The sequence below is a fragment of the Bacteroidota bacterium genome, from assembly GCA_039714315.1.
Classification (GTDB): Bacteria; Bacteroidota; Bacteroidia; order Flavobacteriales; family JADGDT01; genus JADGDT01.
This window is the reverse complement of record JBDLJM010000049.1, coordinates 1-19,918: the sequence shown is the minus strand read 5'-3', so window position 1 is coordinate 19,918 and position 19,918 is coordinate 1. Positions and strand designations below refer to the sequence as shown.

12 protein-coding genes are annotated in these 19,918 nt (G+C 35.6%); 9 read left to right on the top strand and 3 right to left on the bottom strand.

Annotation, left to right across the window (positions count from 1 at the left end; genetic code table 11):
- Nucleotides 1-33: 33 nt before the first annotated feature.
- Complete coding sequence (locus ABFR62_06825) at nt 34-1,176, bottom strand: N(5)-(carboxyethyl)ornithine synthase (protein ID MEN8138128.1); 1,143 nt, start codon at nt 1,174-1,176, stop codon at nt 34-36.
- 47 nt (nt 1,177-1,223) lie between these two features.
- On the bottom strand, nt 1,224-2,603 hold the full coding sequence (locus ABFR62_06820) for a Na+/H+ antiporter NhaC family protein (GenBank protein MEN8138127.1): 1,380 nt from the start codon (nt 2,601-2,603) through the stop codon (nt 1,224-1,226).
- Between the two features lie 416 nt (nt 2,604-3,019).
- On the opposite strand from ABFR62_06820, the gene ABFR62_06815 reads away from it, so the two are divergent.
- The 3 genes from ABFR62_06815 to ABFR62_06805 all read left to right on the top strand — a co-directional run bounded on the left by ABFR62_06815 (nt 3,020) and on the right by ABFR62_06805 (nt 8,946).
- The gene (locus ABFR62_06815; GenBank protein MEN8138126.1) at nt 3,020-5,377 is read left to right on the top strand and encodes a putative Ig domain-containing protein; all 2,358 of its coding nucleotides are present in this window, start codon (nt 3,020-3,022) and stop codon (nt 5,375-5,377) included.
- A gap of 397 nt (nt 5,378-5,774) precedes the next feature.
- The gene (locus ABFR62_06810) at nt 5,775-8,141 is read left to right on the top strand and encodes a TonB-dependent receptor (protein ID MEN8138125.1); all 2,367 of its coding nucleotides are present in this window, start codon (nt 5,775-5,777) and stop codon (nt 8,139-8,141) included.
- 7 nt (nt 8,142-8,148) lie between these two features.
- Nucleotides 8,149-8,946: a DUF4249 domain-containing protein gene (locus ABFR62_06805; protein ID MEN8138124.1), complete on the top strand. Its 798-nt coding sequence runs from the start codon at nt 8,149-8,151 to the stop codon at nt 8,944-8,946.
- 48 nt (nt 8,947-8,994) lie between these two features.
- On the opposite strand, the gene ABFR62_06800 is transcribed toward ABFR62_06805, so the two are convergent.
- Entirely contained in the window at nt 8,995-9,285 is a 291-nt protein-coding gene (locus ABFR62_06800) for a Dabb family protein (GenBank protein MEN8138123.1), read from the bottom strand.
- A gap of 83 nt (nt 9,286-9,368) precedes the next feature.
- On the opposite strand from ABFR62_06800, the gene ABFR62_06795 reads away from it, so the two are divergent.
- The 6 genes from ABFR62_06795 to ABFR62_06770 all read left to right on the top strand — a co-directional run bounded on the left by ABFR62_06795 (nt 9,369) and on the right by ABFR62_06770 (nt 19,411).
- Nucleotides 9,369-9,746: a hypothetical protein gene (locus ABFR62_06795; GenBank protein ID MEN8138122.1), complete on the top strand. Its 378-nt coding sequence runs from the start codon at nt 9,369-9,371 to the stop codon at nt 9,744-9,746.
- A gap of 107 nt (nt 9,747-9,853) precedes the next feature.
- Nucleotides 9,854-11,887 carry a TonB-dependent receptor gene (locus tag ABFR62_06790; GenBank protein ID MEN8138121.1) on the top strand — a complete coding sequence of 678 codons (2,034 nt, stop codon included), beginning with the start codon at nt 9,854-9,856 and terminating at the stop codon, nt 11,885-11,887.
- 289 nt (nt 11,888-12,176) lie between these two features.
- Complete coding sequence (locus tag ABFR62_06785) at nt 12,177-13,664, top strand: LamG-like jellyroll fold domain-containing protein (GenBank protein ID MEN8138120.1); 1,488 nt, start codon at nt 12,177-12,179, stop codon at nt 13,662-13,664.
- Between the two features lie 308 nt (nt 13,665-13,972).
- A complete protein-coding gene (gyrB, locus tag ABFR62_06780; protein MEN8138119.1) occupies nt 13,973-15,922 on the top strand; it encodes a DNA topoisomerase (ATP-hydrolyzing) subunit B in 1,950 nt (649 codons plus the stop codon).
- Nucleotides 15,923-16,345: 423 nt separating this feature from the next.
- Nucleotides 16,346-17,278, top strand: a complete 933-nt coding sequence (locus ABFR62_06775; GenBank protein ID MEN8138118.1) for a malate dehydrogenase — start codon at nt 16,346-16,348, stop codon at nt 17,276-17,278.
- A gap of 201 nt (nt 17,279-17,479) precedes the next feature.
- On the top strand, nt 17,480-19,411 hold the full coding sequence (locus ABFR62_06770) for an AMP-binding protein (protein ID MEN8138117.1): 1,932 nt from the start codon (nt 17,480-17,482) through the stop codon (nt 19,409-19,411).
- Nucleotides 19,412-19,918 lie beyond the last annotated feature (507 nt).

The window sequence follows — 19,918 nt, the reverse complement described above, 5'->3', positions numbered from 1 at the left end:
TTATACCATGTGAATTCCTTGTAATAAAATCTATTAACGAAATTTGTGTGGATATTCTTTTTCACGATTTTGAAATGAAAGAATTTTTGGATTTTGAATTACTCCTTCCCGGATTTCTATGGACTTTGAAATTGTAATATTTTTATCCCATGCATTTGCTCCCCCCAGAACTTCAGGTAAAAACGGAAGTAATGCTTTTGAAATTTCCCATGAAGCAGAATTCCAATAATAACTTGGGCTATGATCTACTGCATAATAATATTTGCCATCTACTTCAAGTATCGGGTTTTCAAAAGATGTAGGTTTGGCACACCAAAAACCCATTCCTTCATCACAACTTATGTCAATAATAAGAGTGCCTTTTGTTAATTTATCTGCATCACTTGCCGGTACAAACATTTTTGGATTGTCGCTATCCTGAAGAACCCCGTTAACAATTATTTGCACATCTGTCAATACTTCTGAAAGTGGACGCATACTGCCGTCAGATTCAATTACAAGCATATTTCCTGATCCATCATTTTTCATTTGTTTGAATGTTATGCCCGGTATTTGATCTTTTACCTCATTTGATGGCCGACCGGTCAGGACAGTGATATCCTTAAAGCCTTGGCCTTGCAATGCGTATATTGCCCCGCGGCTAACCGAACCAAAGCTGATTACCACTGTTTTTAGGGTTTTTCCATAAAATCCGTTAATTCCGGTAAGGCTCAGTGCATGATTTACTCCGGCATAACCTGCCAATTCATTATTCTTATAGAAAGTATGCATCCTTTTATCACCTGTCCGGCTCCATGTAAACATTTCTTCCCAGGCTATAAGGGTTAATTTTCTATCGATTGAAATTTGTGTGATTTTTTTCTGTTGTACACAATGCGGCCAACCCCACACTACTGCACCTTCTCGTATCTCTGACAAATCTGTTGCCAAAGGCTTGGGTATTAGTACACAATCAAAACCATTCAGAATCTCATCCCTGAAGGCTACTCTGCCCGATGAAAGACTGGCTAAAGTATTGTCATCTATGCCAAATCTCATGCCATAACCTTCTTCAAAAGTGATTTGTTTTCGTAATTTCTCAGGAATACGCATTAAATGTTCCGGATGAATAGGGACCCGCTTTTCGTTTTCTTTTAGTGATTTCCCAATCACACCGAGAGTCAATAGTTTCGTCATATTGTTAGTTTATTATTACTTTTTGTAAAAAAAAATATTTACCGTTATTAATTATAGTTAATAAATGTTGCCAGAGCTAAAAAGCCCATTGAAGTTATCATCAGAAAAACTATCAGTTTCCATATCCATTTTATCCAGAGGTTGTACGGGATATTTGCAATAGACAATACACCCATAGTAATACCGCTGGTTGGAATAATGAGGTTGAACAGGCCATCGCCGAACTGATATGCTAGTACCGCTGTTTGTCTGGTAATTCCCAATACGTCAGAAAGTGGAGCCATAATAGGCATGGTAAGAGCAGCCTGCCCCGAACCCGATGGTATAAAGAAGTTTATAAAGCCCTGCACAAAAAACATTAATTGAACAGAAATGTATGCCGGCAGTCCTTCTGATGCATTCGCAATAGAATGTAGAATAGTATCAATTATATGCCCGTCTTCGGCAACAACCAGAATACTTCGTGATAGCGCAATAATTAATGCCGCAGGCAACATCTGTATAGCTCCTTCTTTAAAGGCTTCGAATGCTTCATTGATATTTAACTGATAAATAATAGCTGAGAAAATACCAAAAGCAACAAATAATCCTGCTATTTCTGAGATGTACCAGTCCCAGTTTTTAACACCTATTACAAGAAGAGCCAGTGTAATAAGAAACAGGAAAACCAAAATTTTTCGTTTTAGGTTATAGTCAATATGTTCGTTCGACTTAATTTCCGAAGCGCCCTTAATATTATAAATTAAACTTAGTTCCGGGCTTTTATCAATTTTGGCAGCATATCTGACAATAAAAATACCTGTTACTATTGTATAAGCTAACCAAACTAATATTCTGTAATTCATTCCACTTGCCAGAGGAACCTCTGCTATCCCCTGGGCAATTTGTATGGTGAAAGGGTTTATAAATGCACCCGCAAAGCCTGCACCGGCTCCCACAAATGGTATGGCAACACCAACAATGTTATCGTAATTCATCGATTTTGCAAGAGGAATCGTAATTAGAATAAAAACCAGTACTTCTTCCGACATTCCAAATGTAGAGCCTGCTAATGAAAATAAGAAAACAAGAAGGAAAAGTATTAAAGATTTGTACTGCTTATTATCGCCGGCAAATTTTAAAAGACTTTGTAATGAGGCATCCATTGCCCTGGTTTTGCTGAAAACTGCAAATGCACCACCAACCAGAAAAACAAACCCGATTATCTCTGCCGATTTAATAAAACCTTTTAGGGGAGCAGTGAAAAATGCCAAAATAGACTGGGGATTTGATTTTACATAGGTAAATGTATCGGGGTTAATTACTGTCCTTCCTGTATTAGGGTCTACTATTCTTGCGTATTCTCCTGCCGGAATTATCCAGGTTAGCCCGATAAAAATTAGAATGATAGCCGATACAATGGCCATAGCGTCAGGTGTTCTTCTCATTTTAGTTTGATTTTCAATATGCCGGCGGATATTTATATGCAGCATTCTTTTACCGAGGATCAATATAGAAATAAGATTCGATTGACAGAGATAATTTATGATATAATGTTACATGTCGATTGCAAATTGAAATTATTCACCTGTTCCTCTTCGAAAAATTTTATGGAGTCAAATAATCAGAATTGTTTATAGAAGGAAAAGCAAAGACCATTAAGGTAATTATAGGATGAGAGCTGAAGTTAGGGGAGCTTACGGAACACAATCTAATAAATCATATTTTGGAATTCTAATTTATAAAAGGTAGCAAATAGTTAAATATTAGTGCCAGTTTGTTCATTGTATCGGCTGTTAATAGTATGTTAATTAGTACCATAATTGATTCAAATGAATATTAACTAACTATTAAATCTTAATTTATGATAAATTTTTTACAATTGAACAAAAATTTTATTAGCAAACTTTTGCTTATGTTTTTGTTTCTGGGAACGCAAAGTGCGTTTGGGCAGGAAATACCAAATAAATATGGAGGTCAGGTATTATCTGTAGCAGGAGTTAAATCAGGTAACTATATCGGTTCACTTGAAAAAGACTCTCATTATCAATTGATAGTGTCTTATGATTTAGCTAATTTTGATGATGTTGATTGGGCTAATTCTTATTTTGCATTTTCAGTGATAGTTAATAAAAATGGTAACACTTCTACCGGTAAAGATGTTGATTTGGTAGGGATTGATGCTAATTATTCAAATTACTATTGGCATGGTTATACTGATGAAGAACAAATTGCATTATTTACTGCAGGGGCAACTACTATCGCTGAAGATATAATAACTAAAGCAAATGCAGCAAATGGGACTACTGAAGTGGAAGTAAAAACTGAAGCGAATACAGCTCTAAAGGATTATTTAAAGGCACGACATGATGATTATGTGTTAGATAATTCAAAGCGATACATATATTTGAAACTTGTTAATCCGCTTGGTCAGGAACCGTCGGCATCCGGGTATGACTATTATTATATTAATTTGAAAGGTTATGATGGTGATAAAACTTCCTTGATAACAATTTCTGGTGATGCTCCAGCAAATAATGCTCCTGAATTTGGTACAATTGCGGCAACAGAATCCATAAATGCAGGAACAGCTTTATCAATTGATATTTCTGCAACAGATGCTGATGGTGACGATTTGACTTATTCTGTAGCAATGACTGACGAAAGTGCATTACCTGCGTTTATTTCGGTTTCGGGTACAAATCTTGTAGTTGGTACTGATGCTACTGCCGGAACTTACGCTGTAACAGTTACAGTTAGCGATGGAACAGATAATGATTCTGAGGATATTATTATTACAGTTACTGATCCAAGTGCAAATGTAGCACCTGTATTTACAGCAACAGGCAATAAAAGTGCTGCTGTAGGAATAGCAAAAACCATAGCCTTAACGGCAAGCGATGAAAACGGGGATGCATTAACTTACTCTATCACTTCGGGTGCGGAATCTTTTATTACTATTCCCAATGCATCTGTTGCCGAACTTGCAGTTTCAGATCAGAGTGTAGCAGGAACTTATACTGTTACAGTTGAAGTAAGTGACGGAAGAGGAGGAACAGATACAGATACTTTTGATATCGAGATAGTAAATCCTGTATATTCTCCTGCCGACGGATCTCAGTTTACAACTGATGATGTGGTTGCCTTTGATTGGTACCTTGATGCACCAAGTACTGAAACTCATTCTCTTTATGTAGAAAGTATTGATGAAAATGGAGTTAAAATAGAAGAGGTTCTTGTAGTTCGAGGTATTCCTGACGGGCAAAATCACAATGAAGGTCAGGCTTTTGCAGTTGGTAGTTATAAGTGGTATGGAAAAGCCTATAGTGCGGCAGACGGTGTGACAAATGCTGGTCCTTTCTTTTTTACTGTAACAGATGCAAACGCAACAAATACTGCACCTGAATTAGGAATAATCGGAAATATTACTGATGTGGTTGCCGGAACAGAATATACAAAAGTACTTTCTGCAACTGATGCCGATAATGATCAGCTTACTTTCTCAATAGTTGCAACAAACGGAACTGATGATATCACAGGTATCACAATATCAGAAACCGATTTAGTAGTAGCATCATCAGTTGCTGCCGGAACTTATGCTGTAACAGTTACAGTAAGTGATGGAACAGACAGTGATTCGGAAGATATCATTATAACAGTTACAGCGCCAAACAAAACTCCTGTACTAGGATCAATCGGAGATCAGACTGCAACAGAAGGAATAGCAAAATCAGTTGCAATTTCAGCATCAGATGCCGATAGTGATGATTTGATATTTTCAATATCAGGAGAGCCTGCTGGAGTAACTTTAGTTGTTGATAATAATGATAATACAAAAGCAAGTATTGAAATAAGTGCTGCCGTTGTAGTTGGAACACACAGTGATATTATAGTAACAGTATCTGATGGAACAGATTCAGCATCAGAAACCATTTCTATAGTAGTGGAAGGTAATAATCTTTCAAACGGAGAATTGTCTTTGTCAGAATTCTCAATTTATCCAAATCCTGTTGTTGGCGGAGTGTTAAATATTAACCTGCCTAAAAGTGAACAAGATATTTCTCTTAGTATATATAACATAAACGGAAGATTGGTTTACAATACAGTGGTAGATAAAGAAAGTTTGAAATTTACAGGTAATGTAAATCTGGATAAAGGACTTTATCTAGTAAGAATAACTAGTTTTAAATTCGATTTCACTAAGAAGTTGATAATTGAATAAGTAAATAGTATTATTTATTAGAATAGCTTAAAAAGGGAGAAAATAAAGGTTCTCCCTTTTTTTTGCATGTCGGGTATGCCTTTATATCAATTGCATTTTGATGTGTATTTGGTATTCTATTGATTAATAGAAATAATTTATATGTGAATTGATATAAACAATATAGGATAGACTATATTATAATACTAATCATTGTATTATTGTACCTGCAAAGAGATATACAAGGAAAAACTACAACATCTTTAAATCTCATTGTATTGATGGAAAGGAGGCTTTATGCTTCCTTTTATTTTTTTTCTGAAATAAGTTACTTGTTTAAAAATATAGATATTACGGAAAAACTGAGCTATCTTTATGGTGTTATTTAAGCAATTTCCTCTAATCCTTATAATAAAAGATGCGATATGTTTCTTTAATCATAGTGTTGACAGTCATTAATGTGTTGACATTAAATGCTCAAAGCAATACATATACTTTAAATGGTGTTGTTAGGGATAAATCTACAGGAGAGGATTTAATAGGAGTAAATATTTCTGTTAAAGAATTGCCCCGATCGGGTGTGTCAACTAACAGCTATGGTTTTTATTCAATTAGTCTGAAAGAGGGAACATATAATTTTATGTTTTCTTATTTGGGTTATAAAACTGTTGTTAAAACAATCGAACTTAACAGAGATGTAAAGTTTAATTTGAATCTCGAATTAGACAGCAGAACTTTATCAGAAGTAATAGTCAGTTCCGAAAGGCAGGATGAAAATATAATGTCGACAAATGTTGGAGTGTCTAAACTTTCGGTTAGAGATATTGAGGTAGTTCCTGTTCTTTTTGGTGAAAAGGATATAATGAAAACGCTGCAATTGCTTCCTGGAATAAAACCCGCAGGCGATGGTAATGCGGGGTTTTATGTACGGGGAGGTTCGTCCGACCAGAATTTAATTTTACTCGACGGAGCACCTGTGTACAATGCTTCACACCTGATGGGCTTCTTTTCGGTATTTAATTCCAGTGCCATAAAAGATGTGAAGTTGTATAAAGGTGCAATGCCCGCTGAATATGGTGGAAGACTGGCATCTGTTATGGATGTTAGAATGAAGGACGGAAATAGTAATGAATACAAGTTTGATGGTGGAATAGGTCTCATTTCTTCCAAATTTACAGCTGAAGGGCCCTTAGTTAAGGAAAAAGGCTCTTTTATTGCTTCGGCCCGCAGAACTTATGCAGATTTTTTTCTAAAATTCTCTGATAAGGAATCACAACGAAATACCAGATTATATTTTTACGATTTAAATCTAAAGGCCAACTATAGGATATCCGACAAAGACAGGGTTTTCGTATCAGGGTATTTTGGCCGGGATGTACTCGGATATTCTGATCTGTTTGGTTTCGACTGGGGGAATTCGACAGCTACTTTAAGGTGGAATCATATTTATTCCAATAAATTATTCTCAAATACATCCTTGATTTACAGTGATTATAATTATCAGATAGAAATTAGTGGCGATGCTGATTTGGAAATATCTTCCCGAATCAGAGATCTGAACTTTGTACAGGAATTCGATTATTTTTTAAACGACAGTAACACCTTAAAATTTGGAGCGAATATAATTCATCATACTTTTATGCCCGGTGATTTGGAATCAAATTCAGAAAATGTAAGCGATTTCTTTATCGATAATAAATATTCTGTGGAAAGTGCAGTATATATATCAAATATACAGAAACTAACTTCAAAGCTGATTTTTTCATATGGTTTGCGATTTACAAATTTCACTCAATTAGGTCCCGGTAATATTATTTCATGGGATAAAGACGGCTTCCCTGTAAATATGAAAGAATACGGTAAATGGGAAAAAGTAGTCGGTTACAATAAGCTTGCTCCACGATTTGCCGCTACATATGTCCTTGATGAAAAACATTCCCTTAAGGGATCTTATAACAGGTCATATCAGTTTTTGCATATGATTTCCAACTCCAATACATCTTCACCAACAGATATTTGGCTCCCTTCGAGTAATAATATTAAACCGGCTGAATCTGATCAGTTTTCGTTGGGGTATTTTAGGAACTTTATTGACAATACATGGGAGTTTTCCAGTGAGGTTTATTACAAAAAAATTGAAGGGATAATTGACTATCGTACCGGAGCGCAAACAACTTTTAATGAATTTGTAGAATCGGAATTATTGTATGGAAATGGGAGGGCTTATGGTATTGAGTTTTTATTGAAAAAACGAACAGGAAAACTTACCGGATGGATTAGTTATACCTTGTCAAGATCTGAGAAATTATTTGAAGAAATAGATAATAATACCTGGTTTTCGGCTAAGCAGGACCGGATACATGACTTTTCAATAGTTGCCAGTTACAGTTTTAGTCCCAGAGTTGTGCTTTCGGGAACATGGGTATACTTTACAGGCAATGCGGTAACTTTTCCAAGCGGAAAATATTGGGTTGAAGGACAGTTAACTCCTTATTATACCGAAAGAAACGGATATAGAATGCCTGATTACCACAGGATGGATATTGGTTTGACCATTAAAAACAAAAAATATAAATATAAAGTTAACACTGAGAGCGGAGAAAGAGAAAAGCTGGCAAAGCGTTTTCAGTCGAGCTGGAATTTTTCTATTTATAATGTTTACGGAAGAGAAAATGCATATACAATAACGTTCCAGGAGAGCGAAGAGAATCCCGGAACTACAGAAGCAGTGCAGCTGGCCCTTTTTAAATTTGTGCCGTCAATAAGTTATAACCTTTCATTTTAAAAAAGGTATGAAGAAGATTTATTTTATAATAATCAATTTAAGCATAATACTTTCTTCCTGTGAGAAGGTAATAGACGTTGATCTAAACGATGCCGAACCGGTAATTGTAGTCGAAGGGTATTTGACAGATATTGAGGGAATGAATTATGTATTGCTCAGTAAATCGAACAGTTTTTATACAACCGGGGAGGTTGAAAAACTCGAAGGTGCAGAAGTGGAGGTGGTTAGTGGTAATGGTATTTCATATAAATTAGATGAAGAGGAAAAAGGATATTATCGTAATCAAAATTTGAAGGTTGAAACAAACCAGAATTATAAATTGAATATTAGGTATGGCAGCACTATCCTACAGTCTGTATCAAATTCACCATCGGCAGTTAAAATAGATTCTATCGAAATTATGTCAAGTGAGTTTAGCAGACCTGAAAAAGAGTTATACAGGATTATATGTCACTTCAGGGATTCGCCGGACGAAGTTAATTTTTACAGGCTTAGACTGTTTATCGGCGATGATATATTAAAAGGATTCTATGTTATGAACGATAAGTTTTTGGGAGGAGAGTCTGTATCATATCCGTTTGATGGAGTTGAAATGGAAGACAATAGTACTGTTAGAGTAGAACTGTTGGGGGTAGACGAAAGTAACTATGAATATTTCTATACTTTATCAAGAATTATGGGCATGGGACAGGATATTATTCCTGGTAATCCGCCTACAAATATCGAAGGAGATGCTATAGGAATATTTGGAGCTAATACATTTGATTCTAAAACAGTTGTTTTTAAGAAACAGGAGCTTGACTAATGATAAAAAAGGATATTGTCCCTATTTAGACAATATCCTTATTTAATTTTAAACTTCATAATCAACAACTGATCGGTCAGTAGCCATCGGTTTAATTTTTTCAACTACTTTAACGTGTTCGGGGTGGGTTCTGTACACTTCCAAACCTTCCCTGTTTTCGAATGTCGAAGTCAGAACTAAATCAGGCATGCTGTTGTCTTCCAGAAAGTTTAATCCAACTTCCATTTCCTTTAGTTCTTCAATAGTGTTAACAAGATTTTCCAAATCCTGCTTAATCTCCTTCATGAAATTTTCTTTTTTCGTATCTTTAAATTTGAACAGTACTATGTGCTTAATCATGTTTTTTTTATATTATGTTTTTTTAATAAAAGATAATTATATCTTTATCTCCTTAAAATAACCTATGAGAGTTTAATTTTAGAATGTCGAAATTAATTAGTTTTATAATATTAACAAGTTATTTTCTGGTAATAAGTTTCCAGAGTATACCTTTTTTTGAGTATATAACTAATTATGAATATATAAGTCAGGAATTGTGCGAGAATAAAGATAATCCTGAGATGGGGTGTAATGGTAAATGTTATCTGATAAAGAAAACACGTGCATTGGCCGAAGATCAGGAAGAGAAAGAAGCAACAATAAGTGAGAGACTCAGTTTGGAATATTTTGCTTTTGATTATGCTTTATACTCCGAAGAAAAAGATTTTGATATTGAATTGAAAGATAATTTTATTTATCAGGAACACGATTATAATATCTATTCAGAACTTCGGACCCCACCCCCAAAATACTTCACTTAAATAATCATTTGTAATTTATCATTAACCCATATTTAGTTATTCAATATTGTGAAATATGTTGAATGTTTTTTTATGGATAGTGGTTCAATTAATTCAAAAAAAACAAAATGAATATAAATATAAAATACTATAAGAGGTATGTTATATTTTTTGTGCTAATGTGTTTTGTAGTGACAACTAATGCGCAAGAAGTAAATGTATTGGATGAAATAGTACTAACTGAAGAAAAAAAGGAATCTCCTTTACAGTTGAGTATAATAAATAATGAAATTTCAAAAAAGAAAAATCACGATGCCGGAAGTTTATTTTCAGGTGTTCCGGGATTTGGGATCGATAAAAAAGGAGGCTACGCAATGGATCCTGTGTTCAGGGGCTTTAAATATGAACAGTTAAACATTCAGTTTGATGGAGGAACAACTGTGGCTCCGGCATGTCCAAACCGAATGGATCCGGTTACAACTCATATAACTCCTGAAGAAGTAGAAAAAATCGAGATAATAAAAGGACCCTATTCTGTTAGATATGGTTCATCTCTTGGTGGGGTAGTAAACTTAGTTACTAAAGCACCTGTTTATGACGCCGATAAATTATACAGAGCCTCATTGGAAGGCGGTTATGAGACAAATGGCGGAAGCTATTTTTCATCCTTAAAAGCGGGTGTAGTTCAACAAAACTGGTATTTCACGGCTGATGGAGGGATAAAACGTTTCGGTAACTATAAGAGCGGAAGCGGTCAGGAGATTGTTTCTTCTTTCCAAACAAACGACTATTCTCTTAAAGGAGGATATAGCATTGACGAAAATCAACATATAAGAGTAAATTTTCGTCAGTCTTTCGGAAGGGATATAATGCATCCGGGATTGCCGATGGATACTGATATTGATAATGGTACAGTAGCTACTGTTGATTACGACAACAGGTTTCAGACAGGTTTTCTTAAAAATATAAAGATTAAAGCATTTTATTCGGATGTGGAGCACGTAATGTCAAATAGTGTCAGACCATCGGCTGCTAAGGTGATTTCTACATCAACCACATATTCGCAGGCTTATGGTGGAAAAATTGAGTTTGAGCTGGGTTCAAATGATGATAATATTTTTTATGTCGGTTTAGATATGAAAAATATAGCTAATCAGGGTGATAATGAGAAGGTAAAGCCTACCGGAGAATTTGTTTCTACAAAACAGGTATGGCAGGATTCATATGTAAATGATTACGGTGTTTTTGCTCAATATAACTTACATGCAGGTAATGATTTCTCTCTTCAAACCGGAATGAGATTCGATTTTGTTCAATCCGATACTAAAGAACCAGATCCAAAATTTGAAGCAGGGAATGAAGGAATTCACCCTGAGGATGAGCTTAATTTTTCAGCTAATATCTCCGGGATTTATAGGCTTTCAGAAAATTGGAATACAAAATTATCTGTAGGTCGGGGTGTTCAAACGGCAAGTATTCAGAAGCGATATGTGAATATTTTGCCGGTGGGTAGAGATAATTTTGTGTATTTCGGAAATCCAATGTTGGATGCTGAAATAAACAACCAGGCAGATTTGAGTCTTAACCGCCATGGAGATAAATGGTGGATGGGAGTAAATGGATATTACTCGGTTGTAGGGAATTACATCAGTTCCGAGTTGGTTTCTATGCCAATTCCTGAAGAAGGGATACCCGGAAAAAAGAAATTTGTTAATATTGACCGGGCAAAAATATATGGACTAGAGTTAAACTTTGGTTTTGAAATCTTTAAAAATTTGAAATTTGATGCTTCAGGTTTTTATACTCATGCACAGAATATAGATTTGGATGAGCCTTTAGCTGAAATACCCCCAATGGAAGCAAATATTTCGTTGATGTACGAAAATAAAAAGTGGTACGCTAAGATAAACCAGCGTTTGGTTGCAGAACAGGACAGAGTGGCTGTTAGTGTAAAGGAAAGTGCTTCTCCGGGCTTTGGCGTGATGGATCTGTTTGGAGGTTATGAAATTAATAGCCACTTAAGAATAGATGCTTCCATAATAAATATTTTTAATCTTAATTATTACGAGCATTTAAACAGATCGTATAAGAATATGGATTCTCAAAGTGAATTTTATAATATTGGAAGGAATTTCATGCTTAGTGCAAAAATAAGCTTGTAACTGACACAGGTAGAGGTAAGTTTTTCGAGAAACACTTCAATCAACGGCTTAGCCGGGACACGGTGAGCTGATGACAAAAAAATAACCGCAAAGTAACGCTAAGGTATGCGCAACGTAACGCAAAAATACTTTGCGAAACTTTGGCGGTAAAAAAAAAGGTTGTCATGGGTAGTGTAGGATGAGTATAATTTATGGAACCGGGACTAATAAAATTTTGTCCCGGTTTCTTTTTTACATTGGCCTCTAACTACAAAATTATTTTATATTTGCGAGCTCTAAACCGTGGAAGATGAATAGACTGATTTTAGTATTGATAATAATTGTTTTACAGCCCTACAAAATGTTTTCTCAGGAAGCAAGTTGGTCCGTAAGATTTGATGGCAGGAATAAATCGGAGCAGTATCGCAAGTATGATATTACCTCTGAAAATAATAATTTGGTATTAGATTTCTCAAAATCTGCAAGAAACAGGGAAGCTATAAAGTTTAAATTATCATATTTAGAAGCTCCTAGTGCTTCATTTTCTGCATTTGTATGGGTAAAGGCAGCCAGGGATGTAGAACAATCGGCTGTGATATTATCAAATAAAAAATCGTCAGAAGATGATGGATGGGAGATCAGAGCCAGTGAGAATGGAGCGTGGAGTTGGCAGTTTTATCAAAATCATAAAGTAGTCTCACAATACAATGCCACGGCAAAAAGACAAGCTATTAACGATGGAAAATTTCATTTAATTGGCCTTGTTTACGATTATACTAAGAATCAGGTTTGGTTGTATTTTGATGGTACAAATGTTGGAATAGTAAATGTTGGTAAAGGAGATCTGTCAAGATTTCTAAATTTATATTTAGGAGGGAATGGCAATGATGAAAGATATTCGTTTAACGGATATATTAAATCGGCACATCTTTTTAAAGATCAGGTTCACAATGGCAGGGTAGTTAAATTATACCAAAACAACTCTAAATACAGTGGAGAAGAAGGAGTTAACGGATATTTTTATAAGAATATAAAATTCCTGACCTGGAATATATCTGATGGCGGCAAGAGCCATGGAGAGCTCATAGGTCTGGATCGTACACTTGAAGTGATAAAAGACTCTAAAGCCGATATTATTGCCTTGCAGGAAACCAATGGTTCGGGAGAGTATCTGGCAGATGGTTTAGGTTATTATTTTTATTCCATAAGTGAAAAACTTTCAATCTTAAGTAAATTCCCTATAAAAAGAACGGTTAAACTTTATACAGCTGATAAAAGCGGAGGGGTGGAAATTGCTATTTCTAAGAATCAATATGTTTATTTCTTTAATATTTCGCTTGAAAACACCCCCGATTGGAGCAGCTTTGAAAGTGGATATTCCAAAAACGAATACAGAGTTGCAGAATCAAAGAAAAGAGGGGTTGACTTAAAGGAAATGCTTGAGCAAATCAGAGTTATGATAAAGCCTAAGTCGAGTACTTCTATTGTTTTTTCCGGTGAATTGAATTCATTGTCGTTTGCCGATTATGATGGAGGTAAATATCATTATCCGGTATCTAATTTATTAGATAAATATAACTATGTAGATTCATACCGAAGTCTTTATCAGGGAGGCAGATTATATCCCGGATATACCTGTTGTACCGAATCGAAAGATAAGCGTCAGGGAAGAGTTGATTATATCTATTATAAAGGGAGTAAGTTACAGGTGAAAGACTCGCAGGTTATAAAGCATCACCCTATAAAGTTTCCTTCAAAGCACTTTGGAGTTCTGACAGAGTTTAGCTGGAAGAAGTAGGCCGGTTCACAGTTTCACTGCCTTACTGTTTCACTGTTTAGATGCAGTATATAAATAAAACACCCCTGAATGAGATTAATCATTCAGGGGTGTTTTATATTTTTCGATAAAATGTTAAAAACTATATGATAATTGTGTCAAAATAGCGTTATTATTTCTTATAATAATGGTTATATTTGCTCGTTTTGAATATAGAAAATCTCAAAAAGTAATATAGACGTACACTCCATAGTTAAATTAATTTCGTCATAGGGATTTTGTTAAAGTGGAGGAGTATTCTATTTACTTATAAAGCATATAATAAACAGATGAGTCAAGAAGGAAATAATAAGGATTATTCAGCTGAGAATATTCAGGTATTAGAAGGTCTGGAAGCCGTTAGAAAACGTCCTGCAATGTATATTGGAGATGTTGGACAGAGAGGATTACATCACCTGGTATATGAAGTAGTAGATAACTCTATTGATGAGGCTCTGGCCGGTCATTGTGATACTATTGATGTTATAATCAATGAAGATAACTCAATAACAGTAAAAGATAATGGACGTGGTATACCTACGGCCATGCACCCTAAAGAAAAGAAATCGGCTCTTGAAGTTGTTATGACAGTTCTTCATGCCGGAGGTAAATTCGATAAAGATTCATATAAAGTTTCCGGTGGTCTTCACGGGGTTGGGGTATCGTGTGTAAACGCATTATCAACCGATTTGAAGGTTGAAGTTCATAGGGAAGGAAAAATATATGAGCAAAACTATAAAATAGGTATTCCTCAGGCTGATGTAAAAGAAGTTGGGGTAACTGATGTTACAGGTACAATTGTAACCTTTAAACCTGACATGAGCATTTTTACTGAAGAAGAGTATCATTATGATATCCTTCAGGCTCGTATGCGTGAGTTGTCGTACCTGAATAAAGGAATTACAATTAAGTTAACTGATTTAAGAGAAAAAGATGAAGAAGGGAATTCTGAAACTGAGACTTTTATATCAGAAAGAGGATTAGAAGAATTTGTTGAATTTATCGATTCAAACCGTGAGAAGCTTATGGATAGTGTTATCTATATGGACGGTGAAAAAGATGATATTCCTGTTGAAGTTGCAATGCACTACAACACTTCATATACAGAGAACTTACACTCATATGTAAACAATATTAATACTCACGAAGGAGGTACTCACCTTGCCGGTTTCCGTAGAGCTCTTACACGTACTCTTAAGAAATATGCCGATGAGTCAGGATTGTTGGCTAAGGAAAAAGTAGAAGTTCAGGGAGATGATTTCCGTGAAGGGTTAACAGCTATTATTTCTGTAAAGGTTATGGAGCCTTTGTTCGAAGGTCAAACCAAAACTAAACTTGGAAATAAAGAAGTTAGTGGAGCAGTAGATAAGGCTGTAGGTGAAATGCTTACTAATTATTTGGAAGAAAATCCAAATGAGGCTAAAATGATTGTTCAGAAAGTTATTTTAGCTGCCCGTGCACGTCAGGCTGCACGTAAAGCCCGCGAAATGGTTCAGCGAAAAACTGTTATGGTAGGCGGTGGACTTCCCGGAAAACTTGCCGATTGTTCTTCGAGAGATCCATTTGAAACAGAAGTATTCCTTGTAGAGGGAGATTCTGCGGGTGGTACGGCAAAACAAGGTCGTGACCGTAATTTCCAGGCTATTCTACCACTACGTGGTAAGATTCTGAATGTTGAGAAAGCTATGCAACACAAAGTTTTCGAAAACGAGGAGATAAAGAATATGTATACAGCTTTGGGTGTATCAGTTGGTACCGAGGAAGATACAAAAGCATTGAACCTTGAAAAGTTAAGATATCACAAGGTTGTAATTATGACCGATGCCGATGTGGATGGTAGCCACATTGCAACACTTATTCTTACTTTCTTCTTCCGTTATATGAAAGAACTGATCGAAAAAGGATATGTATATATTGCTACTCCTCCATTGTATCAGGTAAAGAAGGGTCAGAAAAGTGCTTATGCCTGGGATGATGAGCAGCGTGATAAATTAGTTTATGAATTGTCAGGAGGTACCGATAAAGGAGTTGGTATACAACGTTACAAAGGTCTTGGGGAGATGAACGCAGAGCAACTTTGGGAAACTACCATGGATCCTGATAACAGAATTTTACGTCAGGTAACTATCGATAATGCTACAGAAGCTGATAGAGTATTCTCTATGCTGATGGGTGATGAGGTTCCGCCACGTCGTGAATTTATCGAGAAAAATGCAAAATATGCTAATATTGATGCTTAATCAGTATTTAAATTAATATATAGAAGAGGCCTCCGGATTGGGGGTCTTTTTTTTTGAAATGATTTATTGATTTCGGTGGCTGAGCCTGTCGAAGCCAATGTTTTTATGATCTAATTATTTAATGTTCTAATACTTTAATGCAATAATGGCTTAGTATAATATTCACACACTCTCTCTCATTCTCTCACACTCTCATTCTCTCATTCTCTCATTCTCTCACTCAATCGTTAAAATGTTATGTTAATAAATATTCACAGATCTGTAAAACCCTGATATAAATCATTGGATTTTTTTTTGAATTTATAGGATTAATTTTGAACTTCCACCTTCTAATAATATGTGTTCAATAATAGATGATTTGTTTTTATGAAGATTTGTTTATAAAAATGATTCTAATCAAAATAAATATAAAACTATATTCAAATGAAAGTAACAATTGTAGGAGCAGGTGCTGTAGGTGCAAGTTGCGCTGAATACACAGCTATTAAGGATTTCGCAGACGAAATAGTATTGGTTGATATCAAAGAAGGTTTTGCTGAAGGTAAGGCAATGGATTTAATGCAAACGTCTTCATTAAATGGCTTTGACTCTACTATTACAGGTACTACCGGAGATTATTCAAAAACTGCCGGAAGCGATGTAGCTGTTATTACAAGTGGTATTCCACGTAAACCCGGTATGACTCGTGAGGAGCTTATTGGGACTAACGCAGGAATTGTTAAAACTGTAGCAGAAAATATAATCAAGCATTCTCCTGATGTAATTCTTATTGTTGTTAGTAATCCTATGGATACAATGACATATCTTGCAGCAAAATCTTTAGGTCTTCCAAAAAACCGTGTAATAGGTATGGGAGGAGCTCTTGACAGTGCACGTTTTAAATATCGTTTAGCTGAAGCTATGGATTGCCCAACATCAGAAATTGGAGCAATGGTAATTGGTGGTCACAGTGATACAGGTATGGTGCCGTTGATTGAGAAAGCTAGCCGTAACAGTGTTCCTGTATCGGAATTTATCTCAGTTGAAAAACAAAAGGAAGTTGTAGAGGCTACAAAAGTTGGAGGTGCTACACTTACTAAATTATTAGGAACAAGTGCATGGTATGCTCCTGGTGCAGCTGTATCTGAAATGGTTAAAGCTATAGCTCTGGATTCTAAAAAAATGTTCCCATGTTCTTGTCTTCTGGAAGGAGAATATGGCTTAAACGATATTTGTATTGGTGTTCCTGCTGTTATCGGTAAAAACGGAATTGAGCAGATATTAGAAATAGACCTTTCTGAGGCTGAAATTGAAAAAATGAAATCTTCTGCCGAAGCAGTTAGAAAAACAAATGGTTTACTGGAAGCAACAGTTTAACTAAGTAATTGTTCATTAGCTGTCTACGGATTTTCTGATGAATAGAATAAAATCTGAGTCACTCTCCCATCAATTATCACAACTGTGATTTTTGTCGGGGAGTGATTTTTTTTTGTAAAATAGACTACTGTTTAGTTGTGTTTATTATTCTTTAGGAGAAAATAAATTATCTTTGTCGATTGTAATAAATAAACAAAACATATGAGTACAATTCTAAGCAGACTATACGATGCAGCTAATTTATACCGTGATAAAGCCTATATGCTTGATAAAACAGATAATGGTTGGGAGCCAAGTTCATATAGGCAGGTTAATGAAAGGGCAAAGAATCTTTCAGCATCTTTACACAGTTTGGGCTTAGAAAAAGGTGATAATTTTGCCATTCTTTCCGAAGGGTCATCGCGCTGGGTGATTTCTGAGTTTGCAGTAATCTATAATGGAGCTGCTTCCGTGCCTTTGTCAGTAAAATTGTTACAGGAAGAACTGCCTTTCAGACTGAACCACTCTAATTCAAAAGGTATTTTTGTTTCTAAAAACTACCTTGATAAGGTGTTAAATATTTGGGAACAGATTGAGAATAAAGAGTTTTATCTTGTGTATTTGGATGATGATGCTGATTTTCTTGAGAAGAAAATAACTGAAGCAAATATTCCTGAAGACAGAGTTAAAACATATCACAAACTGCTTGAAGAAGGAGAAGCACTCTATAATGCTACTTACTCGACTATGAAATCGATAGAGGAGAGTGTTGATGAGGAAGATGTTGTAACAGTTTCTTATACTTCCGGAACAACCGGTAGCCCTAAGGGAATAATGTTGACACATAAAAACTATGTATCAAACAGTGCCGACGGGGTGAAAATGTTTAGGGCTGATGAAAGTTTGAAAACATTAATAATCCTGCCTATCGATCACTGTTTTGCTCATACTGTGGCGATTTACGGAGCGTTGTTCAGTGGTATGTCGCTGTATTTTCTCGATAACAGGGGAGGAGGAATGAATCCTATAAAAAATATTCCTATAAATCTTAAGGAGGTAAAACCTGACTTTTTACTTACCGTACCGGCTTTATCCGGTAATCTGATGAAGAAAATTACCGACGGTATTACTGCTAAAGGCGGATTTATAGAATCATTATTCAATGCCGGACTGGAAGCCGGAATAATACTTAACAAAGATGGATTTAAAAAAGCCGGTTTTGTAACCTATTTAAAAAACTATCCGGTTTATTTTCTTGCCAAAAAGTTGATTTTTTCCAAGCTAAAAGATGTTTTCGGAGGAAACCTGAAGTATATGGTAGGGGGTGGAGCTTTGTTGGATATTAAACAGCAACAATTTTTCTATTCAATAGGCGTTCCTGTTTATCAGGGCTACGGACTTACCGAAGCTACACCTGTTATTTCAACAAACACACCTTTTAATCATAAATTGGGGTCTTCCGGAGCAATTATGCCTACGGTTACATGTCGTATAATGAAGGAAGATGGCAGTGAATGTAAAACAGGAGAGAAGGGTGAGATAGTAATAACCGGGGATAATGTGATGAAAGGTTATTACGAAAATGAGGAAGCAACATCCGAAACTATTAAAGGTGGTAGCTTGTATACCGGCGATTTAGGATATAAAGATTCCGATGGCTTTCTTGTTGTAACGGGTCGTGAAAAAGCACTTTTAATCTCTGAAGATGGTGAGAAATACTCGCCTGAGGAAATAGAAGAAGGTATAGTATATAACTCTCCATTGCTTCATCAGGCTATTGTTCACAACGATCATCGTAAGTTTACTACTGCCGTTATCACTCTTGATGAAGCAAATGTTAAAAGTTATATGGCCAATAATGGTGTTGAAGATGCACATGCTCTTTACAGTATGATTGAGAGGGAAGTAAAATCATTTAAACAGGATCCTGTTTATAAAGCCAAGTTCCCGAATAAATGGATGCCCTCATTGTTTATTATTGCTCCGGAAATATTTTCTGAGGACAATAAAATGGTGAATTCCACTTTGAAGATGGTACGCTATAAAATAGAGGAAGCTTATGAAGTAGATATAAATGATATGTATAAGCCAAGCGGTTTGGAATTTACCCGTATCAAGAACGTATCTACACTGGATAAGATGTTTTTTAATTAGGAGTAGAAGGGGATTTTACTGTCATATCGATCGAAGCAATAGCGAAGTGGAGAATTCTTTAGAATCAGCGAAGCTAAATCTGCTGAAAGGAAGTACTAATTAATTAGATAGACTCTTTCATGTAAGTTTTTGTTGTCTGCTATAATACTTTTGTGAATATAATAAAAAGCCTTCCCGGTTACCCGGAAAGGCTTGAAAAAACAACAATTAATATTAAATATTTAATTGTTCCCAATATCTTGTTTATTTATACTTGTCGGTTTCTGATTGTAGCAATGTAAAATTACAAAAACTAAACGAGTTAAACTGTTAAAAATCAATTAATTACACGTGTTTCTTGTGGCTGTTCCGCCAGGGGGTGGAGCGGCAGCTTTTGTGAGTAAAATGTAATGAGTCTTAGCCTGTAAGAGCGACCCCCGGGAGCTCCTTACCGGCTTTAGGCGAATACATTTTTACGAATAAAACTATAGCGTAAAACCCGCCCGGGCGGCCGAAAAAGACAAAAGA